Raw genomic sequence first — 17,509 nt, 5'->3', positions numbered from 1 at the left:
GGTGCCCGCCTGCTGTGGGCGTGTGTGGTTGGGTGACGCCCAACCGGTAGCGTCCGGGCTATGCGCATTATCGAGCAGCCCGAGCTGGAACGGGTTCTCAGCGGTGAGATCCCGCGCCATGTCGGTGCGATCATGGATGGCAACGGCCGCTGGGCACTCATGCGCCAGACCGAGCGCACCGAAGGGCATCGCGCCGCCGAGGCCGCCGTCTATTCCTCCGTGCACGGCGCCCTCAACCTGGGTGTCGAATGGCTGTCGCTGTACGCGTTCTCCACCGAGAACTGGCGGCGCAATCCGGCCGAGATCAGCTTTCTGATGGACTTCTCCGAGTGGCTGTTGCACGAGACCCGCGTCGAGGAGCTTCGTGAGCTCGGCGTGCGCATCCGCTTCGTCGGTCGGCTCGATGACGAACGCATCCCGCAACGGTCGCGCGACTACCTCAACGACATCTCCGCCCGCACCGCCCACAACTCCAAGCTTCAGTTGGTGATCGCGTTCAACTACGGCGGCCGGGCCGAGATCATCGATGCTGTCCGGACGTTGATGGTTGACGCCGTCGATCCCCAGACGATGACCGAGGCCGACCTGGAGGCCCGCCTCTATCTTCCCGAGATGCCGGACGTGGACCTGGTCGTGCGGACGTCGGCCGAGCACCGCCTGTCCAACTTCTTGCTGTGGCAGGCCAGCTACGCCGAGTTCGTGTTCACCGAAACGCTCTGGCCCGACTTCCGCGCCTGGCATCTGTACTCGGCGGTGGCCGAGTACCAATCGCGCCGCCGTCGGATGGGTGCCGCGGTCACCGAGTGAGCGAGCAACGTGCGGCGTCGCCGTGAACACCGGCAGCGCTCGCTTGGCTGTGAACACGGTTGGGTGCGGTCTGGGAGCCGCCCGGCAACAACCGTAGGCTCCTGACCCATGGACCTTGACGAGCTGTCTGAGCTGCTGGCCCTGCCGTCGCTGGTCGCCGATCTCGATGCGCTCGAGTCGACGATGGTCGACGTGCTTCGCCGGGACGGGACCCTCGACGAGCTGGTCGAGCCGGGCATTCGGGTGGTGACCGGCGGCGGCAAGCGGCTGCGGCCGACGTTGACGATCGCTGCGGCTGCGGTGGGCGGCGCTCCCGCCAACGATCACGTCACCGCTGCCGGTGTTGCGGTCGAATTGGTGCAGGTGGGCTCGTTGGTGCACGACGACCTGATGGACCATGCCAAAACCCGTCGGGGCGTCGAGACGGTGAACGCCCGCGAGGGGCTGAACTGGGCGATCCTGGTGGGCGATTATCTGCTGGCTGTCGCCGGCATCCAGGCGGCGTCGGTGTCGAAGGAGGTGGCCCACAGCCTGGCCCGGACCATCGCCGACTTGGCGGCCGGCCAAGGTCGCGAGGTCGCCCGTCAGGGCGATCCGCACCGCAGTGTCGCCGACTACGAGGCGTCGATCCGGGGGAAGACCGCGGCGCTGATGCGTTGCTCGGCCACGGTGGGCGCCCAGGCGGCCGGAATGAGCCTGATGGAGGTCGACGCTCTGGCTGCGTTCGGTGAGGGCTTTGGGATGGCTTTTCAGATCGTCGACGACGTTCTGGATGTGGTGGCGAGCAGCGAGAAGTTGGGCAAGCCCGCCGGGAACGACATCGGTGAGGGCGTGTTTACGCTTCCCGTGATCTACGCGCTCGACGGTCCCGAGGGCGAGCGCTTGGCCGAACTGCTCGAGCGGCGAACCGACGATGCCGCGGTGGCCGAGGCCAACGAGCTGGTGCGTCGCTCCGACGGGGTGCGGTTGGCCCTTGACGCCGCTCGGGACTGGAACGGGCGGGCGGCCGACCTGCTCGCCGGCTTCGATTCCCCGACCGCCGAGGGTTTGGCCAAGCTGCCCGATCACTACCTGGCTTGGGCGCTCGACCGGGCCGGCTACTCCCCGTCGAGATAGGCCGGCTCGACGGCACGGGGAGGGTCCGTGGGTAACCACCTGGGCATGATCGGTGGGTTCGTCGGGGCAGCGTTGCGCACCCGGGGTATCGGTCGCCACCCCAGGCTGAGAAGCCGTGCCCGCTGGGGTGTCGAGCGTTCGCAGGCATGGGCGGATTGCGCCGGTTGGCTGGTCGGCTGCAACTTCACCCCCTCGACCGCCTCCAACCAGCTCGAGCTGTGGCAGCTGGACACGTTCGATCCGGCCACGATCGACCGGGAGCTCGGATGGGCCGCAGCGCTGGGCATGAACAGCATCCGCCTGTTTCTCCACGACCTGATGTGGGAGCTGGAGGGCGACGCATTCCTTGACCGCATCGATCGGGTGCTCGACCTGGCCGCCGGTCACGGCATTTCGGTGATGCCCGTGCTCTTCGACGGCGTCTGGGATCCCGATCCCCGGCCCGGTGAGCAGCGTCACCCTCGCCCCGGCGTGCACAATTCCACCTGGGTGCAGGGGCCGGGGGCCACCGTGCTGGCCGACCGGAGCCGCTGGCGATCTCTGCGGGCCTACGTCGAGGCGGTGGTGGGCCGCTTTGGCGACGACGATCGGGTGATCGCCTGGGACCTGTTCAACGAGCCTGATTCACCCAACCCGGCCTGGGCAGGACGCGACCCGGCGGGTAAGTCGGCGTTGGTCGCCGATCTGCTCGACCAGGTGTGGGACTGGGCCGCCGCCGTCGATCCTGTTCAGCCCCTCACCGTCGGGGTGTTCCTGTTCCCCGACCGGCACCCCGAGCGGGCCTCGCGGGTGGCTCGCATCGCGCTGGAGCGATCCGACGTCATCTCCTTTCACGCCTACGTGGGCGACGACGCACTCGAAGCGACGATCGCGGGCCTGGCCCGGTCGGGTCGGCCGCTGGTATGCACCGAGTGGCTCGCCCGGCCCAAGTCGCCGGCGTCCCAGCTGGCCACCTTCCAACGGCACGGGGTGAGCGCCTACTGCTGGGGGTTGGTCGATGGCCGCACCCAGACCAGGTTCCCGTGGGCGTCCTGGGTTCGGTCCACCCCGGAGGGCGCACCCTGGTTTCACGACCTGCTGCACGGTGACGGCACCGCGTACGACCCTGCTGAGGTGGCGTTGTTCCGCGAGCTGACCGCACGGCAACCACGGGGATAGGCAGACCGGTGGGCCCCTGCCGGGCGTAGGGTGACCTTTCAGCGCCCTGGCCATCGACTCCTCGAACCAGCGAGCTAATCCTTCTCACAACCTGAGGTCGCACCGCGATGCCTCGTTCATACGCTCAGCTGAAGCGGCGCCTCGTCGGACGCCCGATCCCCTCGTTCGCAGAGAGCCGCGAACGGTTGGGCAAACCGACAGCGCTGGCGGTGCTGGCCTCGGATGCGATCTCGTCGACCGCGTATGCCTCGGAGGAGATCCTGCGGGTGCTGGTGCCGGTCGTGGCGCTGGCGGCCCTCGAGGACCTCATCCCCATCGCCATCGTCGTGTGCGTGTTGCTCGTCGTCGTGATCTCCTCGTACCGCCAGACGATCCACGCTTACCCCAACGGCGGCGGTTCCTATGTGGTGTCCAGGGAGAACCTGGGCGTCACCCCGGCCCTCGTCGCCGGAGCGTCGCTGCTGGTCGACTACGTGCTCACCGCTGCCGTCTCGGTGTCGGCCGGCGTCGCCGCCATCACCTCGGCCTACCCGGCGTTGTTTGCGTTCCGCGTCGAGATCTGTGTCGGGTTCGTCGCCCTGATAGCGGTCGGCAACCTTCGGGGATTGCGCGAGTCGGGCCGGCTCTTCGCCGGGCCGACGTTCATGTACATGCTGGCCCTCGGTGCGCTGATCGCTGCCGGCCTGATCCGCTCCTACACCGGCAACCTCGCCCCGCTCCCACCCAACGTGGGTGCGCTTGCCGAGTTGACCGACAACGGCTCCACGCTGGGGATGCTCACGCCCTTTCTGTTGCTACGGGCGTTCTCGTCCGGGGCGGTGGCGTTGACCGGTGTCGAGGCGATCTCCAACGGGGTGCCGGCGTTCAAGAAGCCGGAGTCGCGCAATGCCGCCACCACGCTCACCTGGATGGGGGTCATCCTCGGGGTCGGGTTCTTCGGCACCGCGCTGTTGGCCCACCGCCTGCAGCCGACGATCACGCCCGACGAGACGCTGCTGTCCATCCTGGGACGTGCGGTGTTCGGCAACGGAACCCCCCCGTATCTCATCCTCCAGTTCGCGACGTTCGCCATCCTGGTGCTGGCCGCCAACACCGCGTTCGCCGACTTCCCGCGGCTGGCATCGATCGTGGCCCGAGATGGGTTCCTACCTCGCCAGTTCGTCAGCCGCGGCGATCGGTTGGTCTTCTCCAACGGCATCCTGATGCTGGCCGGGCTGGCCATCGCGCTGCTCATCGTGTTTCGGGGGGACACCTCGGCCCTCATCCCGCTGTACGCGGTGGGCGTCTTCACCGGGTTCACCCTCTCCCAAACCGGCATGGTGCGCCACCACCTGAAGCTGAAGGAGCCCAACTGGAAACGCAAGGCCGTCGTCAACGGGGTGGGAGCGGTCATGACCGCCGTGGTGCTCGCGGTCGTCGTCGTCTCCAAGTTCACGATCGGCGCGTGGGTCCCGGTGGTGATGATCCCCATGGTGGTGCTCGGGTTCCGGATGGTTTCCGAGCACTACCGGCGGGTGGGCGAGGACCTGCGCCCCCCGGTGGGCTACCGCCCCGACGTGGGGGGAAACTCGGTCGTGTTGTTGGTGGGTGGCGTCCATCGCGGCACACTCGATGCGCTGGCCTATGCCCGCTCGCTCAAGCCGGACCACCTCCATGCGGTGCACGTGTCGGTCGATCCCGTGGCCACCGAGCGGGTGCGACGGGAGTGGGACAAGCGTCGGCCGGGGTTCCCACTCGAGGTGATCCCGTCGCCCTACCGGGAGCTGACCGCCCCGCTGCTGAACCACATCGAGAAGATCGAGTCGCGGGACCACAACGGGGTGACCACCGTCATCATCCCGGACTATGTCGAGGCTCATTGGTGGGACAACATGTTGCACAACCAGAGTGCCTTGGCGCTGAGCCGCCGCTTGCGCTCCCGCCCGCGCACCGTCGTCGTGACCGTCCCGGTTCACGCCAAGAGCATCAGATCGCAGAACGCTGAAAATGCGGCTGCGACGGAGGGCATGGACGAGTAGAGTACGAACATATGTTCGTGAGTGGGGGGCAAACCCTCCAATTGACGTTGTTCGACACCGGTGCGCCGGCCGCCGACCTGGGCTTCGCATCCTGTGAACGGCGGGCGCTGGACGAGTCGTCGTGGGTTGAAGTGGCGCCCGGCTGGATGAGCGGCGCCGACGAGCTGCTGGCCGAGTTGCTGGACACCGTGCGATGGCGTCAGCGCCGGGTGCGCATGTACGACCGCATGGTCGCCGAACCCCGCCTGACCGCTTGGTGGGGGCTGAGCGATGAGCTGCCGCACCCGTCGCTGAGCTCCGCCTGGGATGTGCTCGAGCGTCGCTACGAGCGCCGATTCATCTCGATGGGGGCCAACTTCTATCGCGACGGTGACGACTCGGTCGCCTGGCACGCCGATCGCAACCGTCGTGAGGTGCGTCACCCCACGATCGCCATCGTCGTGCTCGGCGAGCGTCGCAGCTTCCGGCTTCGTCCGATCGCAGCCGGGCCGGCGCCGGTCACGCTGACCGCCGGCCATGGTGATTTGTTGGTGATGGGTGGCGCCTGCCAGCACCGGTGGCAGCACTGCGTGCCCAAGACGCGTCGTCCGGTGGGCCCCCGGGTGTCGCTCACCTTTCGCCATGTCCACGACGACAACTACGACCGCCCACCAGGCTGACGCCGGCCACCGTTGGCGGCCGAGGCGGCGACCGGGAAGGCGGCGGTACCATGGTCGGCGTGGACATTGACTCGCCCGCTCTCGCCGGCCGCCGCCCTCGCCGGATGCGCACCACACCGGTGATGCGCCGCCTGGTTGCCGAGGCCCGGCTGGGCGTGGACGATCTCGTCGCACCGTTGTTCGTGCGGGAGGGCATCGAAGCCCCTTGGCCGATCGAAAGCCTGCCGGGAGTGGTTCAGCACACCCGGGATTCGCTGCGGGCTGAGGCGGTGGCCCTGGCCGAGTTGGGCGTCCCCGGGTTGATCCTGTTCGGGGTGCCCGAGCGCAAGGATGCCACCGGTTCGGGCGCATGGGATCCCGACGGCATCGTGCAGCTGGCGATCGCCGACCTGAAGGCCGAGGTGGGTGACTCGATGGTGGTGATGGCCGACCTGTGCCTCGACGAATACACCGACCATGGGCACTGTGGGGTGGTCGATCAAGCTGGTCGGGTGGACAACGACGCCACCGTCGATCTGTACCGTCGGGTGGCCAGCGCCCAGGCCGCCGCCGGGGTGGACGTCGTCGCCCCGTCCGGCATGATGGACGGCCAGGTCCGAGCCATCAGGGAGGCGCTCGACGGCGACGGAGCGACCGATGTCGCCATCCTGGCCTACTCGGCCAAGTACGCCTCGGCCTTCTATGGCCCCTTCCGGGATGCGGTCGACGTGACGATCGCAGACGGTGGCGATCGGCGGGGCTACCAACAGGACCCGGCCAACGCCCGGGAGGCCGCCGAGGAGATCCGCCTCGATATCGCCGAGGGTGCCGACATGGTGATGGTGAAGCCCGCCCTCACCTACCTGGACGTGATCGCCCGAGTCCGGGACCAGGTCGACGTGCCCCTCGCCGCTTATCAGGTGTCGGGCGAGTACGCCGCGCTGCACGCCGCCGCCGAGCGGGGCTGGCTCGACCTGAACGCCGCAGCGCTTGAACAACTGCTGGCCATCCGACGCGCCGGCGCCGACTTCATCCTCACCTATTTTGCCCGCCGCGTGGCCGAGCTGTTCGCCCAGCGTTGAGCCGCGTCGAAGAACCGGAGGCCTGATGACGACCAACCACGACCTGTTCACGCGCGGATTGAAGGTGATGCCCGGCGGCGTGAACTCGCCGGTGCGGGCCTTCCGATCGGTGGGTGGCACCCCCAACTTCATCGCCGAGGGCCAGGGCGCCTTCGTCACCGACATCGAGGGAACGGTGTTCCTCGACTACGTGCAGAGCTACGGGGCCTCGATCCTCGGCCACGCTCACCCCGTGGTGATCGCCGCCATCGAGAACGCCGCCAAGCGGGGGACGACGTTTGGGGCGCCCACCGCCGGTGAAGTGAACCTGGCCGAAGCGCTGGTCGATCGCATCGACGGCATGGAGCAGGTACGGCTGGTCTCGTCGGGCACCGAGGCGACCATGTCGGCGATCCGGCTGGCCAGAGGCGCCACCGGCCGCGACAAGATCGTCAAGTTCGTCGGCAACTATCACGGCCACTCGGACGCGCTGTTGGCATCCGCCGGGTCGGGTGTTATCGAGGGCCTTGACCTGGGCGAGACCGCAACGCCCGATTCGGCCGGTGTGACCGCCGGTGCGGTGGCGGACACGATCGTGGTTCCCTACAACGTCGTACCGACGCTCGATGAGTCCGTCGCCGTCGTCATCGTCGAGCCGGTCGCCGCCAACATGGGCCTGATCGCCCCCCGGTCCGGCTTTCTGGAAGGCCTGCGCTCCGAGTGCGACCGGGTCGGTGCACTGCTGTTGTTCGATGAGGTGATCTGCGGGTTCCGCCTGGCGCGAGGGGGCGCCAGCGAGTTCCTGTCGGTCCATCCCGACCTGTGGTGCTTCGGCAAGGTGATCGGCGGCGGGCTGCCGGTCGGCGCCTACGGCGGGTCAACGGAGCTGATGGCTCAGATCTCCCCCCTCGGGCCGGTGTACCAGGCCGGTACGCTGTCCGGTAACCCGCTGGCCACCGCCGCCGGGCTCGCAGTGCTGGATCTGTTGACCGTCGATGCCTACCAGCAGCTCGAGCGGACGGCGGAACGCCTCGCCAAAGGGCTGCGCCGGGCGTTTGCCGACGCCGGTGTGGAGGCGCGGGTGCCTCGGGTCGGGCCGCTCGTCGGCCTGTTTTTCGGGCCGGAATTGCCGCTCGATTTTGAGGGGGCGCGGGCGTCGGTGTCGCTCGGTCGATACCCGCAGTTCTTCCACGGCATGTTGGACGCCGGCATCGCCCTGGCACCCGGCCCCTACGAGGTGATGTTCCCGTCGCTCGCCCATCAGGACTCCGACATCGACCGGACCACCGACGTGGCCGCCTCGGTTGCCGCAGCGATGGCCGCCGGCGCCCGCTGAGGTCGTCGGTCAGGTCCCACCCGACGGCGGGGTTGCGCCGGGGTTTGTGACCGATGACTCGTGGCCTGGCGGTGCCGGTCTTCCGACAGAAACAATGACGACAAGCTGGGCTATCATCAAGGAGTCCTAGGCGGGACAGCAGTCGTGAGCACGTAGCGGGATGGACATGGCGGAACAGGTGAGGCCGCTACGTTTGAGAGGCGGCCGCACGATGGAAACCAACGCTCACGGGCAGCCCGCAGACCCACCGCTGGCCCTGCGCCGCCCGACCGTCTCGGCGGTCATCTGCACCGTCGACCGTCCGGTGCTCTTGCGTCAGGCGATCCGTTCCATGCGAGAACAGCGATACGACGGGGTGATCGAGACCGTGGTCGTCTTCGACGGAACCGCACCGGATCAGTCGCTGAACTCCGACGATGCCGAGCGGCCGGTCACCGTGATGGCCAACACACACCGCAAGGGACTGCCCGGCGGACGCAACTGCGGTGCGGCGGCTGCGACCGGCGAGTACCTGGGCTTTTGCGACGACGACGACACCTGGCTTCCCGGCAAGACCGAGGCACAGGTGGCCCTGCTCGAGGAGCGACCCGACGCTGACGTCGTGGTGTGCGGCCTTGAGGTGGACCATCGGGGCGAGCTCATTCCCCGGCCGCTGAAGACCGACGAGATCAGCTTGGGTGATCTGCTCGATGATCGTGTGATGGAGGTGGCCTTCGTCACCGCCATGGTGCGGCGTGAGGCGTTTCTGGACCCGAACCGCCTGGGCGGTGCCGACGAGCACATCCCCGGCGGCTACGCCGAGGATTACGAGTTCGTGCTCCGGGCGGCTCGCCGCCACCCGTTGCCGACCAGCCGAGCTGCGCTGGTGCGTATTGGTTGGGGCGGACATTCTTCCTTCGCCGAGCGCTGGAGGACGATCGACAGCGCACTGGGCTACCTGCTGGATGCGTTCCCCGAGTTTGTCGAGCATCCTCGAGGCCACTCCAGAGTGCTCGGCCAGCGAGCCTTCGCCGCCGCTGCGGTGCGTGATCCGCGGGCCCGCTCGCTCATCGGTGACACCCTCAGGGCCGACTGGCGTCAGCCCCGGGCCTACTTGGCGCTCGGCGTGTGGGCTCGCCTGTTGCCACCCGACCGCGTGGTGGCGGCGCTCAACCGTCGAGGGCGGGGCATATGACCGGCAACCTTGCAGCCGGCAGGCGTTCGTTCGCGGCCCGGACCGAACCATCCCCTTCCGCCGATGCGGCGGATGTGGACGAGGCGGTGGCCGTGCTCGGCGAACTGCTCGGCCTTCGACGGGCAGCCGCGGGCGATGCGGTGACCCACCTCGCGCTTCCCAACGCCACCAACCCCAAGTTCTACGTGCCGGTGACCCACCGGAAGGCGGCGGTCGCCAGCTGCCTGGCCTACAACGGGCTCCGTCCCCCGTCGATCGCCCGTCGTCGCGCTGCGGTCGGTTGGGGCCTGCGGTTCGGCCTCGTGCAGCGGATGCGGGGCACCCCGATGACCAGCGGCACTCCATCCGGCCGGTTCGCAGCGTCCGAGGGCGACCCCCCGGCTTCGCTGGTCGACGAGCTCGCTCGCCGTCTCGGATACGACGAGCTCTGCGCGGCCACGTCGCCGCGAGTGGTCGACCCGTTCTGGACTCCAACGCTTCAGCTGTTCGACCGGGCCGGAAGCCCGGTGGGCTACGCCAAGGTGGGGTGGACCGACCTGACCCGAACGCAGGTGACGGCCGAGGCCGACGCCGTCACTCAGCTGGCGGGTCTCCCGGATCGCAGTTTTGTCAGCCCACTGGCGATCGACCGCTTCAGCTGGCGCAACACCGTGGTGTCGGTGACCGCCCCGATGCCACCCGACGTGACCCGCGTGACCGAGGACGACGGACCGTTTCCGCAGGCGTTGGCCGACGTGGCCGGCCTGGACGGACCCGTGCGGATGGCGGCGTTCGGTTCCTCCGGCGGAGCCGCTTGGGCCGATCGGCTCGTCGACGACCCCGGCGGGGTGCCAAGTTGGGCGCACACGCTCTTCGCGGACGCCTGGGCGATGGCGAGCGACCAACTCGGAGCGAGCGCCGTGCTGCTCGGTCGATGGCACGGTGACTGGGTGCCGTGGAACGTCGCCCGTACCGTCAGCCAACTGTGGGTCTGGGACTGGGAGTACTCGGGGGCCGACCGTCCCGTCGGCCTCGACGCGTATCACTGGTACTACCAACAGGCCCGGATCGTCGAAGGGGCCGGCGTGGTGGCAGCGCTCGACGCAGCGTGCCTTCACGGTGCACACCACCTGGACTCGTTGGGGGTCGGCCGCGAGACCGATCCGGTGATCGCCGCCGCCCATGTGTTGGAGCTGGCGGCTCGTTCGGTGAATGCCTCCCGATTGGGGGCGCCCGGTGCCGAACGGCTGTTGGACGACCTCCCCGCCCTGTGTGAGGCGTTGGTCGCCCGCTCCAGACGAGCGGATCCGCTGCGATGAGCGAGGTCCCGCAGGGCGACGCCACAGCGCGCTCGGGTAGCGCAGAACCGGACGAGGGTTCATCCGACCAAAACCACCTCGGCGGCGTCGCCCGAGGGGGCGCACTCAACCTCGTCGGAGCGCTCGTGTACGGCGCCTCCAACTTCGCACTGCTCTGGGTGCTCAACCGCGAGCTCGGCATCACCGCCGCCGGCGTCGCCCTCGTGGCGATCGCCGCATTCAACATCCTGGCTCGGGTGGCCGAACTGGGCGCCGCCACCGGCCTCATCCGGTGGGTCTCGCGCCTTCGGGCCGAGCGCACGCCCGACCTGATCGCCCCCACGATGTGGGTTGGCCTCGTTCCGGTCACGGTGATCAGCGTGTGCTTCGCCTGGGTGCTCGGCACCCATTCGGACAGCATTGCCCAACTGTTCGCCGACGGCGAGACGGTGGGGCAACTGTCCAAGGTCCTTGCCGCGCTGGCACCGTTTCTTCCCTTTGCTGTGTTCGAGACCGTTCTGGTGTCGGCGACGCGTGGCTATGACGTGATGTGGCCCCAGGCGGCGATCGAGAAGATCGGCCGGGCGGCGCTATTGCCGATCGTCGTCCTGGTCACCACCCGTCTGGGTGGCGACGTGGTTGCGGTGGCCCGGGCCTGGGCGGCGACCAACCTGGTTGCCCTCGTCCCAGCGGTTATCGTCACCCGACGCCTGATGCAACGGGCCTGCCAAACGCCGATCGTTCCGGAAAAGCATGGCGCCGCGTCGGCGACCGCGGGAACGTCGGCGCACCTGGGCGCCCAGCGCCTCGATCGTGCGGCGTGGTTGGCGACCACCCGTTCCTTCTGGGCCTTCAGCGCACCGCGCGCCGCCGGACAAACGTTCGAGGTGTCGATCGCCTGGATCGACACGCTGCTGGTCAGCGCGCTCATCTCGACCAGCGCTGCGGGCATCTACGCATCGGGCACCCGCTATGTCCTCATCGGCGCGTTCGTCGGGGAAGCGCTCATGCAGGTGGTCGGCCCCAGGGTGTCCGGTCTGATGACGCGACATCGTTATCGGGCCACCTCCCACCTGGTGCGGACCGCCGCCGGATGGCAGACGGCGATCACCTGGCCGATGTACCTGCTCGTGATCGCGTTCGCCCCGGTGCTGCTCGGCGTCTTCGGCGAGCAGGTGCTCGCCGCCGAGGGGGCGCTGCTCGCCCTGTCGCTCGGGCTGATGGTGTTCTCGCTGTGCGGTCCGGCCGCCTCGGTGATTCTGATGGGGGGTCGCAGCTCGCAAGCGATGGGCAACGCGGCGGCCGCCGTGACGTTCAACGTCGTCGGCAACCTGTTGTTGATCCCGTGGCTGGGGATCACCGGCGCCGGCGTCGTCTGGGCGTTGACGCTCGTCCTGTCCGCCGCCTTGCCGGCTTCGCAGGCCCACCGGCAGATGCAGGTCGACATGGTCAGCAGAACCGCCCTGTGGGCCGCTGGCATCGCCACGGTGACGGTCGGTGTGCCGGCCGCGTTCTTCCGGGTGGTCGCGGGCGCCACGCCGACCGGCCTGTTCCTGGCCACTCTCGTCGGTCTCGGTGCGTTTGGGGCCGGCATGTGGCGCTTCCGAAGCGAGACCGGGCTGGACGATCTGATGGCTGACCCTGCTCAACTGAGTCCGGTCGGGCCGGCGGCCAACATCGCCGGACGAGCGGAACACCCCGCCGGCAGCGCGGGCAGTGCCCCGCTACTCGACCTGAGCGACGATTCTCGTCGCCAATTCCCCACAATGCCGGGAGGCACCGATGGACGGTGACGAAACCATGACGCTGGCGGACTACCTGAGTGTGGTCCGGAGACGGCTTTGGATCATCGTGCTCGCAGCGGTGCTCGGTGCTGTGGCCGGAGGCGCCTACCTTGCCTTGGCTCAACCCAGCTACGAATCGACGGCACGCCTGGTGCTCAGACAGGTGAGCGACAGCCCGGAAGCCGTCGGTGGGGGAGCCGTCACGGCGGCCACGCTGACAGCCACCCAGAAGAGCATCCTTCGCTCGGACGAGGTGACGCGGCGGGCGGCCAACGAGCTGGACGACGGGACGACCATGAGCGGGCTGCGGGATGCCTCGACGGTCGAGGTGGTACCCGACAGTTTGACGCTGGACGTGACCTATCAGAGTGACAAGCCGGCACGTGCCCAGGCCGGTGCCCAGGCACTGGTCGACAGCTATCTCGACGTACGAACGGATCAGGAGGAGTCTCGTAAGGCCGAGAAGGTCGACGCCCTCGACGAACAGCGCAGCAACCTCGACAAGCTGATCGAGAACACAACCGAACAACTCGAGGGGATCGACCCCCAAGGGGGTCAAGGGACCGGGTCCGTGCTCAACGCCCGGCTGACCTCACAACTTGCACAGCAGAGCAAGACACTGGCCGACCTGTCCGCATGGGAGGCGCTGGACGTGACGCCGGGTTACGTGGTCACGCCCGCCTCGCTGCCGGATGCCAGCGGCGCCCTGACCGCAGGGGTGGTGCTGATCGGGGCGGTCGCTGTTGCGACGATCCTCGGGTTTCTCGTCGCCCTCGTCTACGACTCCGCCGACCCCAAGCTCCGAAGCGCTCAGGACCTGCAACAGGTGGTCCACCCTTCGCCGATCGACATGATCGCCGACAAGAACGGTGGTGCCGGCGGACCGCGGGCTTGGCTCGGCCGGTCACATCGCGGTCGCTCCCCGGGAGAGATCAGCCAGGTCGACAGCCCAGAGGCGGAAAACTATCGCCGCCTGGCACTTCGCCTCGATGGCGGGCCAGGCCCTTGGCCTCGATATCTTCTGGTCACGTCCGCCGGAGCCAACCTGGCCGAGGAGGTGGCCGCCAACCTTTCGGTTGCGCTGGGGCGCGAGGGCGCCCGTACCCTGCTCATCTGGTCCAACCCGCGGGACGACACCTTGGACGCCTATTTTTCTGTGCCCCCCGGGCCCGGTCTGGGCGAAGTGCTGGCCGAGTCGGTCAAGATCGAGGATGCCGTGCTCGAAATCCCGGGTTGTCCGGGCCTTTCGCTCTTGCCTGTCGGGTCTCGAGACGAGGCCAGGGAGGGGTTGCACCGGTTCTCGTCGCTCAAGAAAGCGCTGGCCGACCCCGATCGTGTGCACTTCGACGAGGTCGTGATGATCGCACCCTCGGCGACGGAGTTTGCCGACGCGCTTGCGCTGGCTCCGCAGGCCGATGGGGTGCTGGTCGCTGCCGAGCTGAGGTTGACCGATCGCAACGCGCTGGCGGCGACGCTGGAAGGACTTCGCTTGGTCGATGCTCACCTCGCCGGTGTGGTGGTCCTGCGATGAACCGTCGTCGGATCGGTGGCTGATCGAGGTGGCGAAGTGGTTTGGAGCTCGCCGAGCGATCGGGGATGACCCGCTGATCATGCTGGTGGCGTCCTCGGGCGGTCACCTGTCGCATCTACTGGAGCTGAAGGATTTTTGGGGGGCCCACCGGCGGGTGTGGGTCAGCTTCGATGTCCCGGACGTGACCTCTCGGCTCGTTGACGAGGAGGTGACCTGGGCGTATCGGCCGACGACGCGCAACCTTCGCAACCTGGTGCGAAACCTGGGCCTCGCCTGGTCGGAGTTGCGTCGGCTGCGACCCGACCTGATCGTGTCGACCGGGGCCGGGGTTGCCGTCCCCTTTTTCTGGTTGGGTCGCCTACTCGGGGCCCGTACCGCCTACCTCGAGGTGTACGACCGGATCGACTCGGCCACTGTGACAGGTCGGCTGGTGCGACGGTTCACCGACGCGATGTGGGTGCAATGGCCGGAGCAGGCCTCGCTGTATCCCAACGCGAAGGTGATGGGCACGATCTGGCCCGATTCGCTTGATGATGCGGTAGTACCCGCCAACGAGGTGGACGAGTGCGCCGGCGAGGTCGGGGCGCCGGGCACGGTGTCGTCCGCTTCGGGGGCGCCGCTGATCGTCGTCACGGTCGGGACGGACTTCCATTCCTTCGATCGTCTGGTCGCTTGGGCGGCGCGGTGGGCCGACGACCACGCCACCGATGCCCGGATGGTGATCCAGCTCGGCACCGCTCGCGATCCGGGTGGTGCGGCCAAGCGGATCGATGGGGCACTCGGCTCCGCCGAGCTGCTCGCGCTGATCAACGAGGCGGATGCCGTCGTCTGCGGGGCGGGGCCGGGGACGGTGATCGACGCCTTGCGGGCTGGGGTCCGACCGGTGGTCGTCCCCCGTCGGGGTGGGCTGGACGAGGCGGTCGATGACCATCAAGTGGCCTTCGCCGCTCTGCTCAGCGAGCGCAGCATGGTCCGGACAGCGACGAGCGAGGCCGAACTGCACGCCCATCTCGACCAGCTGCTGGCGCAGCCCGGGTTGTTCGCCGTACCGCCGCTGACCAGCGGCATCAGCCCGGGAGCCGCCAACCTTTCCCGCGCGCTCGAAGCGATGCTGACATGACCAGCCCACCGGTTGTCGATGACGTCGCCCCGACGGACACGGGCGGTGTCGGTGCAGTCCAGGGCACCCGCCCGCTCGAGGCCGAGCTGGTCAATGGCGGCACACCACGTCGTCGATCCGCTGATGCCCGAACCCAGCGCGGTCGATTCGCTGATCGTTCGGCGCCCCTGCAAGGTGCTCGCAGGTACCTGGCGTTCGGCTGGCCGGTGTCGATCTGGGCCTACGGGCTCCCCGTCCTCTGGGTGCTCGGGCTGTACCCGTATGTGTGGATTCTGCCGGTGGTGAGCTTCGGACTGGTGATCGTCGCCCGCCCAAGTCGGTTCCGGATGCCCACCGGCGCGGTTGCCCTCGCCGGTTTCCTGGTCATGGTCGGGGCATCGGGCATCCACCTGAAGAACGTCGAGGGGCTGGTGCTGTTTGGGTATCGGTGGGCGATCATGGCCTCGATGTGGTGCTGTTTGGTGTGGTTTGCCAACGTGCCCCGGCAGCGGCTGCCCACCGAGGTGGTTCACCGCTGGATGGGCCTCCTCTTCGTCGGTCTCATCGCCTTCGGGTACCTCGTCCTCGTCGCCGGAACCTTCGAGGCCCCCAGCGTGTTGCAGCTCGTGCTGCCCGCTGGGATCGGCCGCGCCGGCTTCATCGACTCGGTCAGCAGCCTGCGCCTCGCCGAGGTGACCAACTATCTCGGGTACACGTTGGCCCGCCCTTCGGCGCCGATGGCCTACGCCAACGGCTGGGGTTCGACCGTCGGGTTGACGCTGCCGTTCTTCTTTTCGGCCTTCGTCCGTTCGTCGGTGCCCCGACGTCGGCGGTTCGGACACGTGATGTTGGCCTTGGCCTCGGTCCCGATGGTGCTGTCGTTCAACCGTGGCCTGTGGATGTCGATCGTCCTCATGCTGGTCTACTGGGCGGTTCGGCGAGCGGTCAGCGGCGACTGGACCGGCCTGAAGGTGGCCGCCACGGTCACCGTGGTGGCAGCGGTGACGCTGGTGGTGACACCGCTGGGCGCCTTGGCGCTCACCAAAATCGAGACCGCCACGGCGAGCAACGAGTCCCGGGGAGCCCTGTATGAGGACGCTTGGGGCGGCGCTCTGGAGTCGCCCCTGACCGGGTGGGGTGCGCCGACCCCCCGGGAGAACACCCCGCCGGTCGGTACCCACGGGCTGGTCTGGTGGATCATGTACAACCACGGGTTCATCGCCCTCGCACTGTTTTTGGTCTGGATGGTGCGGACGGCAAACATCGCGCTGCGAACGCGACGAGAGGTGGAGGTGTGGTCGGCGGTGGTCTTCCTCATCTTCGTGCTGCAGTTCGGGTTCTACGGGCTGCTCCCGCAGCTGCCGATCGTCGGGGTTGCCGCCGGGCTGGTGCAGCGGGACCGCTGGGAGCGCCTCGACGGCGAGCGCCGCACCAGGAGGCCGACGCACCGAAACGGGCCGGCGATCGCCCCCGCGTCTCCCCGCGTACAGGAACGTCCTGCGGAGTTCCGGAGGCGCGAACTTGACTGACCAGCCGGCCATCACACGGTCATTGCGAGAGCGCCTCCGCGGCCATCGCTTCGGGGACCGGCTCGCCGACGGCGCCAAAGCGGCCCTGCGCGGCTACGGCGTCGCCACAGCGTCCAGGCGTCCGCCGCCCGAACTGTTGATCATCGGCGCCAAACGGGGTGGAACCACCTCGCTGTGGCACTACCTGTCCCAGCATCCCGGCCTGCTCGCCCAGTTCCCCACGCCCAACTCCAAGGGCACCTATTTCCTGTCCGATGAGTGGCACCGCGGGGAGCGGTGGTGGCGCTCGCATTTCGCCCACGAGCGCACCCGCGCCCGGGTCGGGGCAAGGTTGGGCTTTCACCCGGTCGCCGGCGAATCGTCGCCGTACGACCTGTACCATCCGCTCGCTCCCCAGCGGGCGGCTGCGGTGGCGCCCGACGCACTGGTGGTCGCAGTTTTGCGCAACCCGGTCGACCGGGCGTTCTCGCACTGGAAGGAACGCCGTCGTCACACCGAGACGCTGAACTTCGCCGCGGCGATCGAGGCCGAGGCCGAGCGCACCGCCGGGGAGGAGGCCCGCATTCTGGCCGACCCGACCTACGCATCGTTCCCGCACCGCCATCAGAGCTATGTCGACCAGGGCCGCTATGCGCCGATGATGCGGCGGTGGTTCGATGCGTTTGGTCGGGATCGGATGCTGGTCGTGACCGCCGAGACGTTCTACGCCGATCCACAGGCGACCGTCGATCAAATAACCGACCGTTTGGGCCTGCCCCGACATGTGGTGGCCGACGTAACGCCCCGCAACGAAGCGCCGTCCGATCCGATGGACGGCGATCTACGGACCAAGCTCACCGTCGAGCTGGCCGGTGACATCGCCGCCGTCGAGGAACTGCTCGGTATCACGACCGGCTGGGGGGCATCGGGTTCGCCCGGTGGGTCGGAGGCGGGGCCGGGAGCCGAGACCGCACCTCGGTAATGGGCCGTCGCCCCCCGGAG

14 protein-coding genes are annotated in these 17,509 nt (G+C 68.5%); all 14 read left to right on the top strand.

Annotated elements, in window-relative coordinates:
- The first annotated feature begins 60 nt into the window (after positions 1–60).
- The 14 genes from uppS (at position 61) to PKD89_RS02870 (ending at position 17,489) form a co-directional block, all read left to right on the top strand.
- Complete coding sequence (gene uppS / locus PKD89_RS02935; protein WP_287394067.1) at positions 61–807, top strand: polyprenyl diphosphate synthase; 747 nt, start codon at positions 61–63, stop codon at positions 805–807.
- Positions 808–915: 108 nt separating this feature from the next.
- A complete protein-coding gene (locus PKD89_RS02930; protein WP_287379924.1) occupies positions 916–1,923 on the top strand; it encodes a polyprenyl synthetase family protein in 1,008 nt (335 codons plus the stop codon).
- A gap of 27 nt (positions 1,924–1,950) precedes the next feature.
- The gene (locus PKD89_RS02925; protein WP_289011348.1) at positions 1,951–3,081 is read left to right on the top strand and encodes a cellulase family glycosylhydrolase; all 1,131 of its coding nucleotides are present in this window, start codon (positions 1,951–1,953) and stop codon (positions 3,079–3,081) included.
- Positions 3,082–3,188: 107 nt separating this feature from the next.
- A complete protein-coding gene (locus PKD89_RS02920) occupies positions 3,189–5,099 on the top strand; it encodes an APC family permease (RefSeq protein WP_287379926.1) in 1,911 nt (636 codons plus the stop codon).
- Positions 5,100–5,116: 17 nt separating this feature from the next.
- Positions 5,117–5,758, top strand: a complete 642-nt coding sequence (locus tag PKD89_RS02915; protein ID WP_289011347.1) for an alpha-ketoglutarate-dependent dioxygenase AlkB family protein — start codon at positions 5,117–5,119, stop codon at positions 5,756–5,758.
- 50 nt (positions 5,759–5,808) lie between these two features.
- On the top strand, positions 5,809–6,819 hold the full coding sequence (hemB, locus tag PKD89_RS02910; protein WP_425591223.1) for a porphobilinogen synthase: 1,011 nt from the start codon (positions 5,809–5,811) through the stop codon (positions 6,817–6,819).
- A 25-nt stretch (positions 6,820–6,844) separates the two neighbouring features.
- Positions 6,845–8,134, top strand: a complete 1,290-nt coding sequence (gene hemL / locus PKD89_RS02905; protein ID WP_287394073.1) for a glutamate-1-semialdehyde 2,1-aminomutase — start codon at positions 6,845–6,847, stop codon at positions 8,132–8,134.
- Positions 8,135–8,345: 211 nt separating this feature from the next.
- Positions 8,346–9,308 carry a glycosyltransferase family 2 protein gene (locus tag PKD89_RS02900; protein WP_289011345.1) on the top strand — a complete coding sequence of 321 codons (963 nt, stop codon included), beginning with the start codon at positions 8,346–8,348 and terminating at the stop codon, positions 9,306–9,308.
- Complete coding sequence (locus tag PKD89_RS02895; RefSeq protein WP_289011343.1) at positions 9,305–10,606, top strand: hypothetical protein; 1,302 nt, start codon at positions 9,305–9,307, stop codon at positions 10,604–10,606. The genes PKD89_RS02900 and PKD89_RS02895 overlap by 4 nt, the downstream gene beginning before the upstream one ends.
- Positions 10,603–12,378, top strand: a complete 1,776-nt coding sequence (locus PKD89_RS02890) for an oligosaccharide flippase family protein (RefSeq protein ID WP_289011342.1) — start codon at positions 10,603–10,605, stop codon at positions 12,376–12,378. Before PKD89_RS02895 ends, PKD89_RS02890 begins: the two co-directional genes overlap by 4 nt.
- Entirely contained in the window at positions 12,368–13,900 is a 1,533-nt protein-coding gene (locus PKD89_RS02885) for a Wzz/FepE/Etk N-terminal domain-containing protein (protein WP_287379933.1), read from the top strand. The genes PKD89_RS02890 and PKD89_RS02885 overlap by 11 nt, the downstream gene beginning before the upstream one ends.
- Positions 13,866–15,020 (top strand): glycosyltransferase, encoded by a 1,155-nt coding sequence (locus tag PKD89_RS02880; RefSeq protein WP_287394080.1) that lies wholly within the window; start codon positions 13,866–13,868, stop codon positions 15,018–15,020. Before PKD89_RS02885 ends, PKD89_RS02880 begins: the two co-directional genes overlap by 35 nt.
- The gene (locus PKD89_RS02875; RefSeq protein WP_287379935.1) at positions 15,017–16,528 is read left to right on the top strand and encodes an O-antigen ligase family protein; all 1,512 of its coding nucleotides are present in this window, start codon (positions 15,017–15,019) and stop codon (positions 16,526–16,528) included. The genes PKD89_RS02880 and PKD89_RS02875 overlap by 4 nt, the downstream gene beginning before the upstream one ends.
- Positions 16,521–17,489 (top strand): sulfotransferase, encoded by a 969-nt coding sequence (locus PKD89_RS02870; RefSeq protein ID WP_324332265.1) that lies wholly within the window; start codon positions 16,521–16,523, stop codon positions 17,487–17,489. The genes PKD89_RS02875 and PKD89_RS02870 overlap by 8 nt, the downstream gene beginning before the upstream one ends.
- Positions 17,490–17,509 lie beyond the last annotated feature (20 nt).

This window comes from Candidatus Neomicrothrix sp., from assembly GCF_035329545.1.
GTDB lineage: Bacteria > Actinomycetota > Acidimicrobiia > Acidimicrobiales > Microtrichaceae > Microthrix > Microthrix subdominans.
Note: the sequence above shows the minus strand (reverse complement) of the source record. Positions and strands in the feature narration are given on the sequence as shown.